At 68.3% G+C, this 18,695-nt stretch carries 22 protein-coding genes; 17 read left to right on the top strand and 5 right to left on the bottom strand.

Features of this window, described 5'->3' with window-relative positions:
* Nucleotides 1-21: 21 nt before the first annotated feature.
* From QQX02_RS05635 to QQX02_RS05625, 3 genes are read right to left on the bottom strand one after another with little or no spacing between them, the layout of a single operon-like run.
* The gene (locus QQX02_RS05635) at nt 22-1,062 is read right to left on the bottom strand and encodes a DUF8320 family protein (protein WP_301141788.1); all 1,041 of its coding nucleotides are present in this window, start codon (nt 1,060-1,062) and stop codon (nt 22-24) included.
* Nucleotides 1,059-2,231, bottom strand: coding sequence for an ATP-binding protein (locus QQX02_RS05630; protein ID WP_301141787.1), 1,173 nt, complete (start codon nt 2,229-2,231; stop codon nt 1,059-1,061). The genes QQX02_RS05635 and QQX02_RS05630 overlap by 4 nt, the downstream gene beginning before the upstream one ends.
* Nucleotides 2,228-2,860 (bottom strand): response regulator transcription factor, encoded by a 633-nt coding sequence (locus tag QQX02_RS05625; RefSeq protein WP_301141785.1) that lies wholly within the window; start codon nt 2,858-2,860, stop codon nt 2,228-2,230. The genes QQX02_RS05630 and QQX02_RS05625 overlap by 4 nt, the downstream gene beginning before the upstream one ends.
* Before the next feature lie 267 nt (nt 2,861-3,127).
* Here QQX02_RS05625 and QQX02_RS05620 point away from each other — a divergent pair, with 267 nt between their 5' ends.
* Complete coding sequence (locus QQX02_RS05620; RefSeq protein ID WP_301141783.1) at nt 3,128-3,649, top strand: variant leucine-rich repeat-containing protein; 522 nt, start codon at nt 3,128-3,130, stop codon at nt 3,647-3,649.
* 54 nt (nt 3,650-3,703) lie between these two features.
* On the opposite strand, the gene QQX02_RS05615 is transcribed toward QQX02_RS05620, so the two are convergent.
* Together QQX02_RS05615 and QQX02_RS05610 are read right to left on the bottom strand one after the other, a co-directional pair.
* Entirely contained in the window at nt 3,704-4,348 is a 645-nt protein-coding gene (locus tag QQX02_RS05615; protein WP_301141781.1) for a septum formation family protein, read from the bottom strand.
* Complete coding sequence (locus QQX02_RS05610; RefSeq protein ID WP_301141779.1) at nt 4,345-5,136, bottom strand: exodeoxyribonuclease III; 792 nt, start codon at nt 5,134-5,136, stop codon at nt 4,345-4,347. Before QQX02_RS05610 ends, QQX02_RS05615 begins: the two co-directional genes overlap by 4 nt.
* A gap of 89 nt (nt 5,137-5,225) precedes the next feature.
* Between QQX02_RS05610 and QQX02_RS05605 the strand changes: the two genes are divergently transcribed.
* The 16 genes from QQX02_RS05605 to QQX02_RS05530 all read left to right on the top strand — a co-directional run bounded on the left by QQX02_RS05605 (nt 5,226) and on the right by QQX02_RS05530 (nt 18,649).
* A complete protein-coding gene (locus QQX02_RS05605; RefSeq protein ID WP_301141778.1) occupies nt 5,226-5,990 on the top strand; it encodes an SDR family NAD(P)-dependent oxidoreductase in 765 nt (254 codons plus the stop codon).
* 61 nt (nt 5,991-6,051) lie between these two features.
* Nucleotides 6,052-6,618, top strand: a complete 567-nt coding sequence (gene pyrE / locus QQX02_RS05600) for an orotate phosphoribosyltransferase (RefSeq protein WP_301141776.1) — start codon at nt 6,052-6,054, stop codon at nt 6,616-6,618.
* 46 nt (nt 6,619-6,664) lie between these two features.
* A complete protein-coding gene (locus QQX02_RS05595) occupies nt 6,665-7,573 on the top strand; it encodes a hypothetical protein (RefSeq protein WP_301141775.1) in 909 nt (302 codons plus the stop codon).
* A gap of 89 nt (nt 7,574-7,662) precedes the next feature.
* Nucleotides 7,663-8,223, top strand: a complete 561-nt coding sequence (locus QQX02_RS05590) for a LemA family protein (RefSeq protein ID WP_301141773.1) — start codon at nt 7,663-7,665, stop codon at nt 8,221-8,223.
* 10 nt (nt 8,224-8,233) lie between these two features.
* Complete coding sequence (locus tag QQX02_RS05585; protein WP_301141772.1) at nt 8,234-8,995, top strand: hypothetical protein; 762 nt, start codon at nt 8,234-8,236, stop codon at nt 8,993-8,995.
* A gap of 9 nt (nt 8,996-9,004) precedes the next feature.
* Complete coding sequence (locus QQX02_RS05580) at nt 9,005-9,661, top strand: TrmH family RNA methyltransferase (RefSeq protein WP_301141771.1); 657 nt, start codon at nt 9,005-9,007, stop codon at nt 9,659-9,661.
* Between the two features lie 87 nt (nt 9,662-9,748).
* Complete coding sequence (locus tag QQX02_RS05575; RefSeq protein ID WP_301141769.1) at nt 9,749-10,108, top strand: YciI family protein; 360 nt, start codon at nt 9,749-9,751, stop codon at nt 10,106-10,108.
* The gene (locus QQX02_RS05570; RefSeq protein ID WP_301141767.1) at nt 10,105-11,397 is read left to right on the top strand and encodes an RNA polymerase sigma factor; all 1,293 of its coding nucleotides are present in this window, start codon (nt 10,105-10,107) and stop codon (nt 11,395-11,397) included. Before QQX02_RS05575 ends, QQX02_RS05570 begins: the two co-directional genes overlap by 4 nt.
* A gap of 63 nt (nt 11,398-11,460) precedes the next feature.
* Complete coding sequence (locus QQX02_RS05565) at nt 11,461-12,123, top strand: metal-dependent transcriptional regulator (RefSeq protein WP_301141766.1); 663 nt, start codon at nt 11,461-11,463, stop codon at nt 12,121-12,123.
* A 91-nt stretch (nt 12,124-12,214) separates the two neighbouring features.
* Nucleotides 12,215-13,234 (top strand): class II fructose-bisphosphate aldolase, encoded by a 1,020-nt coding sequence (fbaA, locus tag QQX02_RS05560; protein WP_301141765.1) that lies wholly within the window; start codon nt 12,215-12,217, stop codon nt 13,232-13,234.
* 136 nt (nt 13,235-13,370) lie between these two features.
* Nucleotides 13,371-14,669, top strand: a complete 1,299-nt coding sequence (locus tag QQX02_RS05555; RefSeq protein WP_301141764.1) for an adenylosuccinate synthase — start codon at nt 13,371-13,373, stop codon at nt 14,667-14,669.
* 120 nt (nt 14,670-14,789) lie between these two features.
* Nucleotides 14,790-16,583 (top strand): AHH domain-containing protein, encoded by a 1,794-nt coding sequence (locus QQX02_RS05550; RefSeq protein WP_301141763.1) that lies wholly within the window; start codon nt 14,790-14,792, stop codon nt 16,581-16,583.
* On the top strand, nt 16,571-17,203 hold the full coding sequence (locus tag QQX02_RS05545; RefSeq protein WP_301141762.1) for a hypothetical protein: 633 nt from the start codon (nt 16,571-16,573) through the stop codon (nt 17,201-17,203). The genes QQX02_RS05550 and QQX02_RS05545 overlap by 13 nt, the downstream gene beginning before the upstream one ends.
* A gap of 90 nt (nt 17,204-17,293) precedes the next feature.
* Nucleotides 17,294-17,905, top strand: a complete 612-nt coding sequence (locus QQX02_RS05540) for a hypothetical protein (RefSeq protein ID WP_301141761.1) — start codon at nt 17,294-17,296, stop codon at nt 17,903-17,905.
* A complete protein-coding gene (locus tag QQX02_RS05535) occupies nt 17,889-18,014 on the top strand; it encodes a hypothetical protein (RefSeq protein WP_301141760.1) in 126 nt (41 codons plus the stop codon). Before QQX02_RS05540 ends, QQX02_RS05535 begins: the two co-directional genes overlap by 17 nt.
* Nucleotides 18,015-18,181: 167 nt before the next feature.
* A complete protein-coding gene (locus tag QQX02_RS05530) occupies nt 18,182-18,649 on the top strand; it encodes a hypothetical protein (protein WP_301141759.1) in 468 nt (155 codons plus the stop codon).
* The last annotated feature ends 46 nt before the right edge of the window (nt 18,650-18,695 follow it).

Here is an 18,695-nt window from a genome sequence, read left to right as displayed (position 1 = left end):
GCTTCACCCGGCGCCGCCGCGTCACTCGGTCGGGGAGCCGTCCTCCGCGAGCGTCACGCGCTCGACGTCGTCGCCGTCGGCCGCCACGATCGTCAGGGCGGCGGGTCTGCCCTCGGGGAGCAGTCGCACCGTCACCCGACCGCCGCGCGCACGCGTCAGGCCGGCCACGGTCGCGTCGACCATCCGGCTCAGTGTCTCGCCGTCGCTGGGAGCAGAGCCGCGGTCGTCGAGGATCGTCACCTCGACGCCGCGCCGGCGCGCCTGGGTGGCGGCGTCCACGACGGCGGGAACCGCGAGCGAGCGGCCGCGCACGCTGTCGCGTAGCAGCGCCTCCGTCAGCGAGAACTCCCGGCGCATGCGATCGTCGGCGTCGGTGCCTGCCGCGATCTGTTCGAGCAGCGGCACGGCCACCTCAGCGAGTTCGGAGACACGAGCCCGGCGCACCTGGCGGGCCGCATCGGTCGCCGCAGCATCGGCAGCCGAGGACACGGATCGCTCGTTGAGCGCGTTGATGCGGGCCGAGGTGCGGCGCAGGATGAGGGCGAACAACGTGCCCACCAGCAGGATGCCGATGTGGGTGTCGAGCATGGTGATGCCGGTCAGGGCTCCCCGGCCCGCGGACGCTCCCCATGCGGCGGTGATCGCCGCCATGAGCGCCATGCCCAGCCAGGCGAACCATGCGCGGCGACGCACGGCGAGGAAGAACAGCAGCCACGTGTTGGATCCGAGATGCCACGTCGCTCGGCCGAGGTCCCCTTCGTCGGGCAGGGCGTAGGCCATCATCGCGCTCGACAGCGCCACGGCGGTGAGCACGACCGCGGTGTCGCGCGCAGGGAACGGATCCGGGTGCGTGCGAACCAGCAGCACCGCTGTGGCGCTCACTACCAGCATCGCGACGTAGGCGGCCCTGGGGTAGGCGAGGACGTGGGCGGTCGCCACCGTGAACACGGCGTTCGAGACGACGAACAGCACCACGAGAAGCCGTGCCGGAGTCGTGTCGAGGAACAGCAGCCGGCTGACATCGGCGCGTTCCAGCGCCGTCTGCGTCCTGGCGGCGGTCATGGGCGCGTCCACATCAGGGTGACCCAGGTGCCGCTGCCTGGCCGCGACGCGATTGAGGCCACGCCTCCTGCGACGGCGGACATCCGATCCTCGATGCTCACACGGATGCCTAGCCGCGCCGCAGGCACGCTCTGCCGGTCGAAGCCGCGGCCGTCATCCTCGACCGTGACCACCACGGCATCGTCATCCACCGCAGCCGTGGCGTGGATGGTCGCGCCCTCGCCAGCGTGTCGCACGGCGTTGCGAAGCGCCTCTCCGAGCGCCTCTGCGAGACCGGCGACCGCCGCCCCGGGCACGCTGGCGCCGCCGCGCAGCTCGTACTCGAGGTCGAGATCGGGGACCACCTCGCTCGCCGTGGCGCGCAGCAGCGCGACGACTTCGCTCGGCGTGTACTCGGTGGGAGCGTCGCGTTCGGGGGACGCGATCTCCGTGACGGCATCGAGGGCACGCTTCGCCTGCACGGCGAGCGTGGGCGGGGTCTCCGCCCGTGACGCGGTCACCAGCACGGACATGATGTCGTCGTGGACGATGGCGTCGATGCGCCCCAGCTCCCGTTCCCTGGTGCGCCGCCGAGCGTCGATCGATGCCTGCGCCCGTGCGCGTTCCGCCGCATCGTCCTGAAGGTCGGCGGCGCGCACCACGGCCATCGCCGTGCCCGCGAGGATCGAGCAGAACAGCGTCGCGCCGAGGCCGTTCAGGACCGCGTCGAGAGCTGGAGACGAGCTTGCCTGGATCTGCACGATGGCCACGATCGGCCCCTGCATCAGGGGCACCGACCACGCCCAGCGCGTGCGCCACGCGACCACCGCGAGAGTCGACGGCAGGGCATTGATGCCCTGCAGCCACGGGTCGCCAGACTCCGCGAGCGTGGGCACCGTCATCGCCGGCACCCACAGCAACTGCGAAGCCACGAACCCGATGACGGCGGCGCGAGCCACCATCCGTGCCGCCGTCACGGAGATGCGGGTGACGAGGATCAGCGACATGGGGATCAGCACGGCGAACGTCCAGGACAGGGACCAGAACCAGGGCAGGAGCTGCGTGCGCTGCTCCACGAACCCGCTGGGTCCCGTCACGAGGAGCGCGCCGAACACGATCGCTCCGATGCCGGACGCGGTGTAGACCACACGCTCCATGCGCTCCCGGGCGGAATGGACGTCGGTGGTCACTCGAGAATGCCGTCCTCGACGGCGCGCCGATAGAGGTCGACGCGTGATGTCGCAGGGCGCCCCACGCTGCCGTACTTGCGGCGTATCGCCTTGACGTAGTCCGTGACGGTGTCGCGAGTGATGCCGAGCTCGGAGGCGACCGAGGCGGCGGTCTCGCCCGAGGCGTACATGCTGAGCACGGTCTGCTCCCGCTCCGAGAGCTTCGCGTTCGCCAGCTCTGCATCGGAGTCGATCGCGGAGGCCCAGTCCGTGTTGAAGACCGCCTCGCCACGCACGGCGCGGCGGATCGCGGTCAGCAGAGTGGCAGGGTCGGACGACTTGCGGACCAGGCCCAGCGCACCGGATCGGGCGGCGGCCTGCACGAGGGCCCGGTCCTCGCCGCCGGTGTGGATCAGCACATAGGCGCCCAGGGCGTGGATCGCCGCGATGTTGGCGGCGGGATGGGAGCCGTCTGCGAGCCTGAGGTCGAGGACGACGAGCGTGGGCGGCGGGTCGATTCCGCACAGCTCCGCGACGGATCCCACGGCGGCCACGAGGTCGAGATCGGGGGCCTGCGCGATCAAGTCGCTGAAGCCGCGTGCGATGAGGGCGTGGTCCTCCACCAGCGCGATCCGACGCTGCGCCTCCATCTCACGCTCCCCTCATCACCGTGCGACGTGCCCACGATAGCGCTGTGGTGTGGCGAGGGGCACCGCCGCCGCGCGAACGTCGTTTACCTGATGTTCACCTTGACCCCCCACAACGGGGGATACCGGCGCCGCGGCGACGATGCCAGGCTCGGTGACGAGGTCGGGAGAGTTTGCGCTCTTCCCGCCACTCGGCCCGGGAGGAAAGCGATGTACTGGTCGGCGGAGGAGTTCGTCCTAGTCATCACTGCTTTCCTATTCTTGGCCATCGTGGCGTCCTCGCTCCTACCAGGGGTGGAACTCACCTCGATGTCACGCGCGACGTTTGCCATCGGCGCCGCAGCGTTCGTCGGGTCCGCCGCACTTCTGGCCAGGATCGAGGACGTCCGCTACCCACCTCTGCTGTGGGTCGTGCCGGTCGTACCGGTCGTCATCCTCGGCGTGCTGATGCGCGACGCGATCTCCCGATTCCGTCGCCCGGCCGCCGCCCCCGAGCCCACTGCGCGAGTGCGTCGCTCACCGGCGTTCGTGCCGCCGCTCGAGCAGGGGGCCATCCGCGAGGAGAGAGCGCACGGCATGCTGCGCGCCCGTGCCGCGAACCCGAGCGCGAGCCCTCAGGAACTGGCGAGCATCGCCTACTCGCATCCCGAGATCCGCGCCACCATCGCGGGCAATCCGGCGGCTCCCGCGAATCTTCTCGAGTGGCTGGCGGCGGTGGGGGACACCGCAGTGCACGCCGCGATCTCCGCCCGTGAGCCCGCCGCGATTCCCGGCCGCATCACCGCTGCATAGCAGCGCGCGGGCCCGTCGACGCTCGCAGAGCTCTCGGCGCTGACCCGACTCCGCTCAGGCGTCCTGGCCGTCGTTCACGGGCTCGTCGCCCTCCGCGGCGTCGATGCCGGCGGGGCTGAGCGGCTCCTCGCGGGGAGAGTCGAACACGGCGATGCACAGCGCGACTCGGTCGCCCCGCGCCCAGGACGCCTCCGACGGCGCCCACGCGACCCACGACGAGCCGTCCGGGAGCAGCCCTTCGATGCGGTCGCCGCACAGCTCGAGCGACTCCGCGCCGATCTCGTCCTCACCGGGAAACTTGGCGACGGAGAACATCACCGAGGTGAACACCTCCGCCCTATGGGGCGCGTCGCAGGGCACGACGGCGGCGTCGCCGACGGCGCCATCGTCGCCCACGCCGTCCAGGCACATGCCCGGCACCAGCTGCAGGGGGTGCAGGTCGCCCGTCGCGCCGATGTCCGCGGTGGCGAGCTCGCGGTCCGACCATGCGAGAGCCGCCGACCAGGAGATGCCGACCAGGAGCGCGAGTCCCGCGCCAATGGCGATCCAGGCGGCGAGGGCGACTCCCCCACCCGAGCGCAGCAGGCTGCGACGGCGCGGGCTGTCTGGCGCATCGGCCGAGCCGGAGGCGCTGCCGCGCGATGACGTCGGCTCCGGAGCCCGGCCGGGCCCCGGCGGCGGAGCGAAGTCGCTGCTCACGGCACGTCGATCTCGGCGACGACCGGCACGTGATCGGACGCGCCCTTGCCCTTGCGCTCGTCGCGCACAATCGTGACGCCGGTGGTGATGTCCGCGAGTGGCTGCGACCCGTAGATGAAGTCGATGCGCATGCCCTCGCCGCGCGGGAACCGCAGCTGCTGGTAGTCCCAGAAGGTATAGGTGTGCGGCTCCGGCAGGTGGCGCCGTGACAGTTCGACGTAGCCGGCGTCGGCGAACGAGGCGAAGGCCTCGCGAGCAGCCGCCGATACGTGCGTGGCGGCGTCCGCGTCCTCCTCTGACCAGATGTCCTCGGAGGTGGGGGCGACGTTCCAGTCGCCCGCCAGCGCGGTCGGCGCGTCCTTCCACTCGGCGGCGGCTTCCCGCAGCGCATTCAGGAACGCGAGCTTGTACGCGTAGTGCGGGTCGGTGAGGCCGCGACCGTTGGGCACGTACAGGCTCCAGACGCGCACGCCACCCGCTGTGGCGCCGATGGCGCGGGCCTCGACCAGCGGTTCGGCGTCGGGCTTCCCGAAGGCGGGCTGCCCCGGGAACTGGGTCACGACGTCGGACAGCCCCACGCGCGACGCGATGGCGACGCCATTCCACTGGTTCAGGCCGTGCAGCGCGACCTCGTACCCCGCGGCTTCGAACGCCGCGAGCGGGAACTGCTCGGGCTTGCACTTGATCTCCTGCATCGCCAGCACGTCGGTGTCCGAGCGCTGGAGCCAGTCCACGACGCGGTCGGAGCGGGCGCGGACGGAGTTCACATTCCAGGTGGCGAGACGCATGGCTCCACGCTACCGGGAGGGGTGCGGCCGATGCGCGTGCCTCGCGACACCGCGAATCCGTCACCGGCGTCCGGCGTACGCTGGGAAGCATGGCTACCGCACTGATCACCGGAGCGAGCAGGGGGCTGGGCGAGGAATTCGCCTGGCAGCTGGCGACGGCACGACACGACGTCGTGCTCGTGGCTCGCGACCGCGACCGACTCTCCGAACTCGCCGACACCATCCGCGGCGCCGCCGGCGTGCGCGCCGAGGTGCTCGTTGCCGACCTCGCGACCGAGGACGGGCAGGAGGCGGTCGCCGAACGGCTCGCCTCGGAGGATGAGCCGGTGAGCCTGCTGGTCAACAACGCGGGCTACGGACTGGGCCGCGGCATCCTGTCGACCACGTGGGAAGAGGAGAAGGCGGCCCTGGACGTGCTGGTGACGGCGCCGCTGCGACTGTCCCAGGTCGCGGCGAAGTCCATGACGGTCCGTGGTCACGGCGCGATTCTCAACGTCTCCTCCGTAGCCGCGCATCTCGGCAACAGCACGTATGCGGCGCACAAGCGATGGGTGCGGGACTTCACCGAGGCGCTCGCCGGCCAGCTGCACGGCACCGGAGTCTCCGCCACCGCGGTGCTGCCGGGCCTGGTGCGCACCGAGTTCCACGATGGTCCCGATCTCGAGTACATGAAGAGCGAGTACCCCGATGCGGCATGGATCTCATCGGAGGCCGTGGTCGAGGCCGCGCTCGCGGGCGTGCGTCGCAAAGCCGTCGTCGTGACGCCGAGTCTGCGCTATGCCGCAGGCGTGGGACTGCTGCGGATGCTGCCCAAGTCGGCCACGCGTCGCTCGGGCTCGCTGCGCCGCGGCTGAACCTCCCCTCGTCACGGCCCGCGCATCGGCCGCACGTCGGCGACGCCGGTACTCTGACCGCATGACCACCGGCACACCGCGCGAGCAGCTGCGCGACCTCATCACCGACCTCGCCGTGGTGCACGGCCACATCACCCTCGCCTCCGGCAAGGAGGCCGACTACTACGTCGACCTGCGACGCATCACCCTTCACCACCGCGCGGCTCCGCTCGTCGGCCACGTGCTGCTCGACCACCTCGAGGTGGCGGGGTTCGGCCCGGCAGACATCGACGCCGTGGGCGGCCTCACCCTGGGCGCCGACCCCGTCGCGACCGCACTGGTGCACGCCGCCGCGTCGCGGGGGCTCGACCTGGACGCATTCGTCGTGCGCAAGGAGAACAAGGCGCACGGGCTGCAGCGCCGCATCGAGGGCCCCGACATCGCAGGCCGCACCGTCGTGGCCGTCGAGGACACCTCCACCACGGGCGGGTCGGTGCTCACCGCCGTCGAGGCGATCAGGGCCGCGGGCGCGACCGTCGCCGCGGTCGCGGTGATCGTCGACCGTGACACCGGCGCTCGCGAGCGCATCGAGGCAGAGGGACTGCCGTACCTGTCGCTCTTCGGCCTCGAGGATCTCGGCCTGTCCTGATTCTCGGCGCCTTCCCGCGCGCACGAGCCGCGAGTAGGGTGTCGCCATGATCCGCCACCTCCACGGGCGCTGGACCGGGATCGTCATCGCGATGATCGCCGGAGGAGTGATCCTGGTCGGCGACGCCGCCACCTGGGTGCTCGCGCTGGCCGCGCTCGCCGTGGTGGGTGGCGCGACGTGGTCGATCTACGACGCCGTCCGGGCGCGGCACCTGCACGACGAGTACCAGGAGTTCGCCGAGGCCCACGGCTGGGAGTACCTCGCAAGGGCCTTCGAGTACGACTCGCGTTTCGCGTCCTTCCCGTTCGCCGAGGGCACCTCCCGCCGGCAGGAGGCCGTGGTCCGTGGCACGTTCAACGGGCAGCGGTGTGCGACCTTCGCCCAGGTGTTCGAGGTCAGGCCTGACCGCGACTCCCCGCCGACGGTGCAGGCATACCAGGTGACACTCGCGGAGCTGCCGATCGCCCTGCCACGCCTCGACATCGTGCCCCAGAACCTGCCGGCGACCGTGGCGACGCTGCTCGGCGGGCGGGACATCGACGTCGAGTCCCACGAGTTCAATCGGCGCTGGCGGGTGCTGTGCGACGACGCGAGGTACGGGCACGCGGTCATCGATCCGCGCATGATCGAGCGCCTCCTCGCCGCGGATGTCGAGGGCCTCGCGGTGCGGATCGAGGGAGGCGCCGTCTACGTCTGGCAGACGGGCCGGCAGGGCGCGGAAGGCTTGGCGCGGCGCCTCAACGTGGTGTCGGGCATCGCCCGACGGATCCCGGCCCATGTGATCCGTGAGTACACGGAGCGTGGTCACCACGTGCGACGCGGCGACGCCGCCACGCGACCGCTGACCGGCCCGGCGTGGGCGCTCGAGCCCGGCGCGCTGACGTCGCGCCGCTACACCGGCATCGGCATCGACGCGGATGGCGACGGCATCGAGGACTGGCAGCAGCTGCGCTGAGGCCGAGGGCGGCTAGTGCCCTGTGGGCAACGTCGATAGGCTCGGGGCCAACGGCGGGCGCGTCCCGCCATCGATACGGGGGTTTCTCCATGGAGTGGTTCTTCATCGCGCTCGGCGCGATCGTCGTCATCATCGTCATCTGGGCGATCGCGCAGTACAACGCCCTCGTCAGGCTCAGGAATCTCGTTCAGGAGGCCTGGCGTCAGATCGACGTCGAGCTGCAGCGGCGCCACGATCTGATCCCCAACCTCGTCGAGACTGTCAAGGGCTACGCGAAGCACGAGCGCGAGACCCTCGAGGCGGTCACACAGGCGCGCACGATCGCCGCCGCTCCTGGCTCGACTCCCGCAGAGCAGGCGCAGCAGGAGAACGTGCTGACTCAGGCGCTCGGCCGGCTGTTCGCCGTCGCGGAGGCGTACCCGGACCTGAAGGCGGACCAGAACTTCATGCAGCTCCAGCAGGAGCTCACGAACACCGAGGACCGAGTCGCGGCCGCGCGACGGTTCTACAACGCGAACGTGCGCGCCCTCAACACCAAGATCGAGACTTTCCCCGTCAACGTGATCGCCGGGATGTTCTCCTTCACCCGCGAGGAATACTTCGAGACCGAGGACCCGGCAGCGCGCCAGGCGCCTGACGTTCAGTTCTGACGCGACCTCCATGAGAGCGATCCTCGCGCTCACCGCCTTCCTCTTCTTCGTGGCGGTTCCCGTCGCGGCAGTGACGGCGCTGATCGTGCTGCACCGCCGCGGCTTCTTCGCGGGTCTGCGGCGCATCCACGTCCAGGAGGGGACGCTCGCGAGGGACGCCGCCGCGAGGGGATGGCGCTACCGACCCACCGGCGACTCATGGCTCCTGGGCATCACGGCTCCGCCCTTCGGAATGGGAGACGCTCAGCGCGTCTTCGACGTGATCACGGGGTCCAGCCCTGCAGGGGAGTTCGTGGCGTTCACGCTGGAACTGGTCCTCCGGCCCGGCAGCACGGATGAGCACGTCCGTCGCTGGCGGGTGGCGTCTGTGCCGCTCCCGCAGACCACTCCGCAGATCGCGCTCTCACCGGACGGAGCCCTCGCGGCCTTCCTGGGCGCCGAGGCCCTCGAGAGCGGCGCGCACGACGTCATCGTGGAGTCACATGCGTTCAACGAGCGGTGGAGGGTGGGCACGGATGACCCGGACTACGCGCACGCCGTTCTTACCCCCGCGGTGGTCGCGGCACTGCTCGACGCTCCGCATGACGTGGGCTGCATCACCATCGAGAACGGCAATCTCGTCGCTGCGAGCATGGTGCCAGTGCTCGACGTCGACTGGATCATCCATGCGCTGCGGACCCTGGAGGCCGTGCGCGCCGGCATCCCATCGTTCGTGTGGGACAGGTGGCGCATTCAGGACGAGGGCGCCGTCGCCTGGGTCCCTGACCACTAGCCTGGCGAGGTGAGCGAGCAGCCGGGCGACAGTGCCCCCGACCACGGCGTCGGACCCTTTCCAGGTGGCGAAGGGGCGTGGCCCTCGGACCCTCGACTCGATCCCGAACTGCTGCGCGACGGCGACCGACGCAATGTGGTGGACGCGTATCGCTACTGGCGGCACGACGCCATCGTCGCGGACCTCGACGAGCGGCGGCATCCGTTCCACGTGGCGATCGAGAACTGGCAGCACGACTTCAACATCGGCTCCGTGGTCCGCACCGCGAACGCCTTCCTCGCCAACGAGGTGCACATCGTCGGACGTCGGCGCTGGAATCGCCGAGGCGCCATGGTGACCGACCGCTATCAGCACGTGCGCCACCACGGCAGCGTGGAGGATTTCGTCGGGTGGGCGGAACGCGAGGGGCTGCCGGTGATTGGCATCGACAATCTGCCGGGCTCGGTTCCCCTCGAGACCGCCGCGCTGCCTCAGGCATGCGTCCTGGTGTTCGGGCAGGAGTCGACCGGGCTCACCGGTCCGATGCGCGAGGCGGCGGAGGCGACGCTCGCGATCGGGCAGTACGGGTCGACCCGATCGATCAACGCGGGCGCCGCGGCCGCCATCGCGATGCACACGTGGATACGTCAGCATGGAGACGTGGCCGCGGGACACACGGCAACGTGACGCCAGGGGTGTCGATGTGGCCTCACTGCTGCGTCATCAGGGTGAGACTCGGGGCTGGCCCGGGCTCGTACATCCAAGGAGACCGATTTGCGCTACCTGTTGATCATCGCTTCTGACCCCACGTTGCCGTCGCCCGAGCCGGGTGACCCAGAGTTCGATGAGTACATGAAGGGTTGGGCCGACTACAACGAGGAACTGACGGCCGCTGGGGCACTCGTCGCGGGCGAGGCGCTGCTGCCGACCGAGACCGCGACCACCGTGCGTCACAAGGACGGCGCCACGCAGGTGCTCGACGGGCCGTTCGTGGAGCTCAAGGAGCACCTCGGCGGCTTCTACCTCATCGACGTCGACACGCTCGACGATGCGATCGAGTGGGCCCGCAAGCTCCCGGTCGGCGAGGGCGCCGTCGAGGTGCGGCCGATCATGGACGTGTCGGCGTTCATGTGACGACGTCACCGACTGCGGCCGATGCGCTCACACGCGTCGCGCGCGAGGAGGGCGGGAGGATCCTCGCCCTCCTCGCTGACCGCGTCCATGACCTGGATCTGGCGGAGGAGAGCATCCAGGACGCCTACCTCAGAGCGGCCACAGCGTGGACCACGGGCGGTGTGCCCGACAACCCCGCGGCGTGGCTCTACACCGTGGCTCGCAATAGTGCGATCGACCGGTGGAGGCGCGCTCAGAGCGCGCAACGGCGCGCATCGGCTTCCGCTCCGCTGCTGGGGCTTGCCCCAGCAGAAGATGACGACTGCCGCCCCATCGAAGAGTTCACCGAGGTCGGCGACGAGCAACTGCGGCTGATGCTGCTCTGCTGCCACCCAGCCCTCGCACGGGATGTTCAGGTGGCGCTGACGCTCCGCCTCGTGGGCGGACTCACCACTGCCGAGATCGCCGCGGCCTATCTGGTGCCAGAGGCGACGATCGCGCAGCGCATCGTCCGCGCCAAGCGCAAGATCAGGGCGGCGCGCATTCCGCTGGTGATCCCTGCGGATCTGTCCGAGCGTGCCGAGACCCTGGCCACGGTGCTCTCACTGATCTTCAACGAGGGGTATCTCGCCAGCACCGCGGACGCCGGCACGCTCACGCGGGCGCAGCTTGCGGACCAGGCGATCCGGCTGACGGCGACTGCCGCCGACGCTTTGCCAGGAGAGCCCGAGCTGGGGGGCTTGCTTGCGCTGCAACTGTTTCACCGCTCGCGGGAGGCGGCGCGCGTCGACGCCGACGGGGTGCTCGTGCCTCTCGCCGAGCAGGATCGGGCGAACTGGGACCACGGCATGATCGCCAAAGGGCATCGCGTGCTGGCCATGGCCATGGCGCAGCGTCAGCTCGGACCGTGGCAGGTGCAGGCTCTCATAGCGGCCGAGCACGCGTCTGGCGCCGCCCGATGGGACCGCATCGTCCGGCTGTATGACCTGCTCATGCGAATGGCCCCGAGCCCGGTGGTGGCCCTCAATCGTGCCGTCGCGGTCGCGGAGTCGGAGGGCCCCGTCACAGGGCTTGCCGCCATCGATGGGGTGCCCGGACTCGACACCTTTCACCTGCGTCACGCGGCGCGGGGGCACCTGCTTGGCAGACTGGGGCGCACGGCCGAGGCCAGACAGGCGTGGGAACGTGCGGCAGCGTTGACCCACAATCCGTCAGAGGTGGCATTCGCCCGCTCGCGTCTAGCGCAGTTGGACGGCGATGAGCCGGGCGGGCGCCAGGAGGCCGTACCGAGCAGCCGCATCGAGACCTAGTCAAGGACGATCTCGCTGCCGCCGTCACTATGCTCGAGGGCGAAGGCTGACGGAGAGGGAACCATGGCCACGGAGACCACCATCGAGGACTACCTCAAGGCCGTCTGGAACGCCGGCGAGTGGTCCGACGCGCCCGTCACTGTCTCCGCGCTGTCCGCTCGGCTCGGCCTGTCACCATCCTCGGTCTCCGAGATCGTGCGCAAGCTCACCGCGCGCGGTCTGCTCACGCACGAGCGCTACGGAAGCGTCGACCTGACCGATGCGGGCCGCACGATCGCGCTCGCGACCGTGCGCAAGCATCGGCTCATCGAGACGTTCCTGGTCGACTACCTCGGGTACGAGTGGGACGAGGTGCACGACGAGGCGGAGGTGCTCGAGCACGCCGTGTCCGACGAGTTCGTGGAACGGCTCGCGACCCGCCTCGGCGAGCCGACGCACGACCCGCACGGGGACCCCATCCCCGCGGCCGATGGCTCCCTCCCGGCCGAGGAGCAGACCGATCTGGCGTCGGTCGCCGAGGGTGAGCGGGTACGCGTCGCGCGCGTCTCCGACGACGACCCCGAGCTGCTGCGTCATCTGCGGGACGTCGGGATCGACATCGGCGCGGTGGTCGAGGTCGTGGCGCGCCGCTCCGTCGCAGGCACCGTCGACCTCTCCATCGCAGGCACCCTCCTCACGCTGGGACTGCCCGCGGCGCGCGTCATCCTCACGGAGCCTGCGGCCTGACCACCGCCCGGGACCCCGGGCCCATGTCGTGCGGTCCCGAAATCTGACAGAATGGACGGTGGTTCAGTCCGCACAACTTCAGGAGAGACGCATGGCACTCGCCAACCCAGAGTCCTACAACGCAATGCTCGACGCCGCCAAGAGCGGCGCGTACGCGTTCCCGGCCATCAACATCACGTCCTCGTCGACGATCACCGCGGCCATCCAGGGCTTTGCGGAGGCCGAGTCCGACGGCATCATCCAGGTCTCGGTGGGCGGCGGACAGTATGCGTCCGGCTCCACCATCAAGGACCAGGTCATCGGTTCGCTGGCGCTCGCCGCCTACGCTCGCGAGGTCGCTGACTCCTATGGCGTGACCATCGCGCTCCACACGGACCACTGCCACCCCGACTACGTCGACTCATGGCTGCGCCCCCTGCTGGCCGCGTCGACCGAGCGCGTGAAGAACGGCCTCGAGCCCATCTTCCAGTCGCACATGTGGGACGGCTCGCCGGTTCCGATGGACCAGAACCTGTCGCTCGCGGCAGAGCTCCTCGAGCTCTCGCAGGCCGCCAGGACCATCCTCGAGGTCGAGATCGGCGTCGTGGGTGGCGAGGAGGACGGTCACACCGCAGAGATCAACGACAAGCTCTACACGACCACCGAAGACGGCCTCAAGACCGTCGAGGCTCTCGGCACCGGTGAGAAGGGTCGCTACCTGACGGCCCTCACCTTCGGCAACGTGCACGGCTCCTACAAGCCGGGCTCGGTGAAGCTGCGCCCCGAGCTCCTGGGCAAGATCCAGGCCGAGGTCGGCGCGAAGGTCGGCAAGGACAAGCCCTTCGACCTCGTGTTCCACGGCGGCTCCGGCTCGACGGCCGAGGAGATCTCCGAGGCAGTCAGCCACGGCGTCATCAAGATGAACATCGACACGGACACGCAGTACGCGTACACGCGTCCCGTGGTCGACCACATGATGAAGAACTACGACGGCGTCCTCAAGGTCGACGGCGACTGGGGCAACAAGAAGGCCTACGACCCGCGCGCCTGGGGCAAGCTCGCCGAGGCAGGCATGGCGGCCCGTGTGGTCGAGGCGTGCCAGCAGCTCGGCTCCGCCGGCAAGAAGATCTGACAGTTCCGCGTCAGGCGAAGCCCCGGGAGTCGACAGACACCCGGGGCTTCGCTACGTAGGTGTGGATAATCAGGTGGGGCACTCGCCCCACCAGTACCAAGCCCCCGGCATGGATCCGGGGTGAGGGGAGGGCCACGTGCCCGGTGTAGTGATCGTCGGTGCCCAGTGGGGCGACGAAGGCAAAGGCAAGGCCACGGACGTGCTGGGAAGCCGCGTCGACTATGTGGTGAAGTTCAACGGCGGCAACAACGCCGGTCACACGGTGGTGATCGGCGACCAGAAGTTCGCGTTGCACCTGCTGCCGTCCGGCATCCTCACGCCGGGTGTCACGCCGGTGATCGGCAACGGCGTCGTCGTGGACATCGCGGTGCTGTTCAGTGAGATCGACGCGCTCATCGAGCGGGGCGTGGACCCCTCGAAGCTGCTCATCTCCAATGCGGCCCACATCATCGCGCCGTACGCGCGCACCCTCGACAACGTCACCGAGAGGTTCCTGGGCAAGCGCAAGATCGGGACGACCGGCCGCGGCATCGGCCCTGCCTACGCGGACAAGATCAACCGCCTGGGAATCCGGATGGGCGATCTGTTCGACGAGCAGCTCCTGCGCGACAAGATCGAGGGCGCGCTCGAGCAGAAGAACCACCTGCTCGTGAAGGTCTACAACCGCCGCGCCATCACCGTCGACGAGGTCGCCGACGAGCTGCTCCAATACCGCGAGCGGCTCGCGCCCATGGTCACCGACACCTCGCTGGTGCTGAACCAGGCCCTCGACCGCGGCGAGACCGTGCTGTTCGAGGGCGGCCAGGCGACCATGCTGGACGTCGACCATGGCACGTACCCGTTCGTCACCAGCTCGAACGCGACGGCCGGCGGCGCCTCGACAGGCTCCGGCGTGGGGCCTACGCGCATCGACTCGGTGATCGGCATCGTCAAGGCCTACACGACGCGGGTGGGCGAGGGGCCGATGCCCACGGAGCTGTTCGACGCCGACGGCGAGCACTTGGCCCAGGTGGGCCACGAGTTCGGCACCACCACGGGGCGTCCGCGCCGATGCGGGTGGTACGACGCGGTCATCGCGCGCTACTCGGCGCGCATCAACGGCCTCACCGACTTCGTCCTCACCAAGCTGGACGTGCTCACGGGCCTGGAGCAGATTCCGGTGTGCGTCGCGTACGACGTGGACGGCAAGCGCTACGAGGAGCTCCCGCAGGATCAGGCCGCTTTCGCCGCGGCGACGCCGGTCTACGAGTACCTGCCGGGCTGGACCGAGGACATCTCGGGTGCGCGCGAGTTCGCTGACCTGCCGCAGACGGCGCAGGACTACGTGCTCGCGTTGGAGAAGGTCTCGAACTGCCGCATCAGCGCGATCGGCGTGGGACCTGGACGGGACGAGATCATCGTCAACCACGACCTGCTGCACGCTCGCGGGGAGTAGGGCCCTACTCGAGCTGCGCGAGCCACTCGATCACTGTCACGGCGTTTCGGCCCGGTGATCGCGCGGCTCGCGCTGGCATGCGTTCTGCGATGGCATCGTGATTGACCTCGAGGGGGACCCGTGCCATCGATTCGTGCGGCTGTTGCAGCTGTCTCGGCTGCGGTGCTCATGCTTACTGCTGGGTTCGCTTCGTCAGCTGCAGCAGAGGCCTCACCGGTCCAGGGACTGTCGTTCACGGTGGACACCACGACCGTGGACTCTACTGACCCGTACGTGAATCTCACGTTCACCTTCAGTGCCCCCACGTCGTCAGTGGCCGACCTCCACCTGTCTACGGGGACCCGCACCACGAAACACTGGTGCCATGGCGTGAGCCAGAATGCCTGCGTCCTCACTCTGCGTAGGGAGATTCCAGAAGACCAGACTGTGACGTTCACGGCGAAGCTGACTCAGTCGGGCGTGCCTGACCAGAGCCTCGGGTCAGTCACCGTGACTCATGCGGGATGGCCCGGCGTCATCACAGCGTTCGACGCGGTCCGCGACGGATCGACGGGGTTTGGAGACGCGCGTTTCCGTCTCATCGCTGAGACTTCCGCTCCACTGAGTGGGTACGAACTCAGTGTCTTCAGCATCTCGAAAGGGAGGCTGGTGAGCGAGTGTTCCCGCGACTACCAGACGTTCTGCGGCCCCTTCACGGGGGTGCCCGAAGGCACCATCGCTGTGTATGAGGCGGTGGTTTCGAGTGGTGGATACGCGGGCGGAGGCGAGTACAGCGGGAGGGTCCCTGCCCGTGCCACCACCTTCGCGTACAGCGGCGACATCGAATCGCTCGTGGACGACCTTGCCCGCTATGCGCTGGTGGCGCTGACTCAGCCACCAGCCTCGATGTCCGCCCGAGCTCTTGCCATCGAAGCGGCGTCCACCTCGACCAGTGCTGCAATGCAACTCAATGACACCGCGGCGTGCGGCAGGTTCGCGCCTTACTTGCGGGCGAATCCTCGGACTCGGTCGACTGCCGGTGACTTCTGGCTCACCTGCAACTCAGAAGGGCTAGGCGTTGCGCTGAAGGGGCTGGCCAGCATCGTCTCGATCGGGACGATCATCGCCATCATCCAGGACATGGCCGTCGACCCCGACGCGCCTCTCGACGCCGATGTGGACCCCAGCGCGGATTGCTTCGTGTTACTGAGCGGACCGGCGACCTGGTGCACAGAGAACGCTGACGACGCTTGGCTCAACCCAGGTCAGCCCACGGCGGCGGACTACGACGGAGCGGTCAACTCGCCCACTGCTTACTCGACACCCGACAAGCCTTGGGACCCGAAGCCGCTGCGGCCCCGCTTCACGTGCTTCGACGGTACCGAGGCGTGGTCCTGTGACGGCATCCCCGGCGAGCCGCGGGAGATCGAGATCTACGTCCTCGAGGACGGAGAGTGGGAGCCGCAGGCCAGCCGAGCGGGAAGCAAACCACCCACCAACTGCATGTTCCTCGACGCGAACGGTGACCTGCTGCTCGACGACGACGGCCGTATCGACACGTCGGTGCGCGACGAGAAACTCGACCAGCTCTTGCGACAAGATGGGCTGGAGAACACTTACGAGCGCCATCACATCGTGACCCGGCACGCGAATGCCAGTAACCTAGCCAAGGTCGAGTTGGTGAACCGTATGCGGTCCGTCATCGACTCATACTCCATGGGCATAGACGACGGCCTCAACATTATAGTGATTCCCCATGAGGGGCCTCATCCCGCCGAGTATCACCAGTGGGTCTTACAGAATCTGCAAATGATCGATGACGATGCGAATGGAAGCGAGGAAGTGTTCAGGGAGTTGTTCCGGACTAGAATATCCGACGTCATTCGGACCGATCCGTCAATCGTCCTGGGAGCCTATTGGAGATGCCGACGCTAATGCACGACCTTCTAGATATCCCAGACATCGTTCCACATCTGCTCTACGGCACCTTCTCCCTGGAGGAGCCGATCCGGGGCGCTTTCACTTCTGGTACCGGACGCGACGTCTATCGTGCCGAGCGGACATTCGGTGCAGAGCCGCCCGATGTCGCTTTCTCGTATCAGAGCAGCGAATTGCCTCCGTGGATATACGTCGTAGGCGCGACGACCTTGTTCTCGGATTCAGCGCGGGAGACGATCGAAGGCTACCTGAGCGCGCAAGACCGCATTGCATATTTCGAGCGCACCATAGAGATGGCAGACGGGCCCATAGAGGTAGCCAATTTAGCGTATTCAACCGAATGGATTGATGTACTTTCTCCGCACTCTACCGTGGCACCACACGGAGTGGCCATGTGGTGGGCCCTGGAATTGTCCAAGCTGCGGCACAGGGCATTCTTCATCGTTCCCGAGGCGCGAGTGCATCCCGTGATGCGTGGCGACCTTCTCCTTGCTCTTCACGAGCTCGGCTGGCCGGGTTACGCGTACGAGCTGCGAGTGATGGACGGCAAGCACATGGTCTCGTACGAGGAGTGGGCCGAGCATCCGGAGTGGACGGGCTATGAGCCGACTGTCTGAAGCCCGCGACGTTGCTCGACACGTCGACGACACCTCGATCGTCCTGACGGAGTACTGGAGATGTCGCCGCTGATGTCCGATCTTCTTTCGATGAGCGACGTGGTCCCGCACCTGTTCTACCGCGCGTTCTCCTTCGACACTCGAGACTCCAGCGTGGAGGCCGCTTCGGGAGAGCCCGCGCGCCGTCTCGTGTCGCGTGCGCGCATTCGTCATACGCCGCCGGTCAAGCACCTCGCGTTCACCGTGGACGCCATTGAGGTGCCACCGTGGCCGTACTTCCGCGACGTTCGGGGAGTCTTCTCCAGCGCCGCGCGCACAGTGCTCGAAGGGTTCCTCCGGGCTGAGGACGCGATCTTCTTCGAGACCTATCCCGTTGCGCTTGCCGGGTGCGACGACGTGGTTCACGTCGCCTACAGTTCCGAGTTCGTCGATATTGCATGGGGACTGACTGCATCGCTCTCCGACGGCAAAGTAGGAAAGTACTCGGGCATCGATCTGAGCAAGCTGGCCGGCAGAGCGTTCTTCTTCTATCCGCCAGGGGTGGGCGACGTGGCGCTTCGAGGAGATGTGATCATCGCTCTGCGACAACTGGGCTGGCCCGGGTACGCGGAGCGACTTCCGGTCATGAGCGGCACGCGTCGGGTGCCATACGCTGAATGGGCCGAGCATCCGGAGTGGACGGGCTATGAGCCGACGGTCTGAAGCCCGCGACGATGCGCTGTTCGCCGAACTCTTCGCGACGTCCATCACCTCGGTCATACTGGAGGACCCGTCCATCGTGCTGAAGAACTACTGGGAGTGCCGCAGGTGAGTTCGAGCGACCTGTTGGACCTTGACCGGGTGAAGCCCCACATGTTGTACAAGGCGATGGCGTTCGATCCGATCAGACGCTCGACCGCCACCTCGGCCTCGGGCCGGCCGGCCGGTGATGAGTACAGGCGGGCTCAAAGGCGTCTGGACGCGCCTTCGGTCGAGCTCATGTTCACCTTCGATGAGGAGTCGCTGCCGCCCTGGCCGTACTTCTTGCGCGTACCGACCGCATTCTCACGCGCTGGCAGGGATGTCATCGACGGTCATCTCGGTCCTGCTGATCGGATTCGATTTTTCGAGTACACCGTCACGCTTGCAGGTGGGATCACCGACGAGGTTCATGTGGCTCTGCCGGCCGAGCACATCGACGTCCTCTCGCCCTGGTCGACCGTCGACCCCAACGGCGTCGCGCGATGGTGGGCGCTGGATCTGTCGAAGTTGCGCGACCGCGCGTTCTTCCCGGTTCCCGAGGCCGGAAGAACCACTGTGATGAGGGGCGATCTCGTTCTCGCCCTCCATGAGCTCGGCTGGCCGGGTTACGTGTACGAGCTGCGGGTGATGGACGGCAAGCACATGGTCTCGTACGACGAATGGGCCGAGCATCCGGAGTGGACGGGCTATGAGCCTCCGGCGTAACGCTGGTAGCGCATCGCGGCACCAACATGAGTCCGACCGTGGTGCC

Origin of the sequence: Demequina muriae (genome assembly GCF_030418295.1) — a bacterium.
Taxonomy (GTDB): domain Bacteria; phylum Actinomycetota; class Actinomycetes; order Actinomycetales; family Demequinaceae; genus Demequina; species Demequina muriae.
The sequence above is the reverse complement of the archived record's forward strand: the minus strand, read 5'-3'. Positions and strand labels throughout refer to the sequence as shown.

Excerpts from the sequence above, each read along its gene's own strand:
- QQX02_RS05635 (WP_301141788.1), bottom strand. The coding sequence starts at position 1,062 with ATGACCGCCGCCAGGACGCAGACGGCGCTGGAACGCGCCGATGTCAGC.
- QQX02_RS05625 (WP_301141785.1), bottom strand. The coding sequence starts at position 2,860 with ATGGAGGCGCAGCGTCGGATCGCGCTGGTGGAGGACCACGCCCTCATC.
- QQX02_RS05610 (WP_301141779.1), bottom strand. The coding sequence starts at position 5,136 with ATGCGTCTCGCCACCTGGAATGTGAACTCCGTCCGCGCCCGCTCCGAC.
- QQX02_RS05605 (WP_301141778.1), top strand. The coding sequence starts at position 5,226 with ATGGCTACCGCACTGATCACCGGAGCGAGCAGGGGGCTGGGCGAGGAA.
- pyrE (WP_301141776.1), top strand. The coding sequence starts at position 6,052 with ATGACCACCGGCACACCGCGCGAGCAGCTGCGCGACCTCATCACCGAC.
- QQX02_RS05595 (WP_301141775.1), top strand. The coding sequence starts at position 6,665 with ATGATCCGCCACCTCCACGGGCGCTGGACCGGGATCGTCATCGCGATG.
- QQX02_RS05590 (WP_301141773.1), top strand. The coding sequence starts at position 7,663 with ATGGAGTGGTTCTTCATCGCGCTCGGCGCGATCGTCGTCATCATCGTC.
- QQX02_RS05585 (WP_301141772.1), top strand. The coding sequence starts at position 8,234 with ATGAGAGCGATCCTCGCGCTCACCGCCTTCCTCTTCTTCGTGGCGGTT.
- QQX02_RS05565 (WP_301141766.1), top strand. The coding sequence starts at position 11,461 with ATGGCCACGGAGACCACCATCGAGGACTACCTCAAGGCCGTCTGGAAC.
- fbaA (WP_301141765.1), top strand. The coding sequence starts at position 12,215 with ATGGCACTCGCCAACCCAGAGTCCTACAACGCAATGCTCGACGCCGCC.
- QQX02_RS05545 (WP_301141762.1), top strand. The coding sequence starts at position 16,571 with ATGCCGACGCTAATGCACGACCTTCTAGATATCCCAGACATCGTTCCA.
- QQX02_RS05540 (WP_301141761.1), top strand. The coding sequence starts at position 17,294 with ATGAGCGACGTGGTCCCGCACCTGTTCTACCGCGCGTTCTCCTTCGAC.
- QQX02_RS05535 (WP_301141760.1), top strand. The coding sequence starts at position 17,889 with ATGAGCCGACGGTCTGAAGCCCGCGACGATGCGCTGTTCGCCGAACTC.
- QQX02_RS05530 (WP_301141759.1), top strand. The coding sequence starts at position 18,182 with ATGTTCACCTTCGATGAGGAGTCGCTGCCGCCCTGGCCGTACTTCTTG.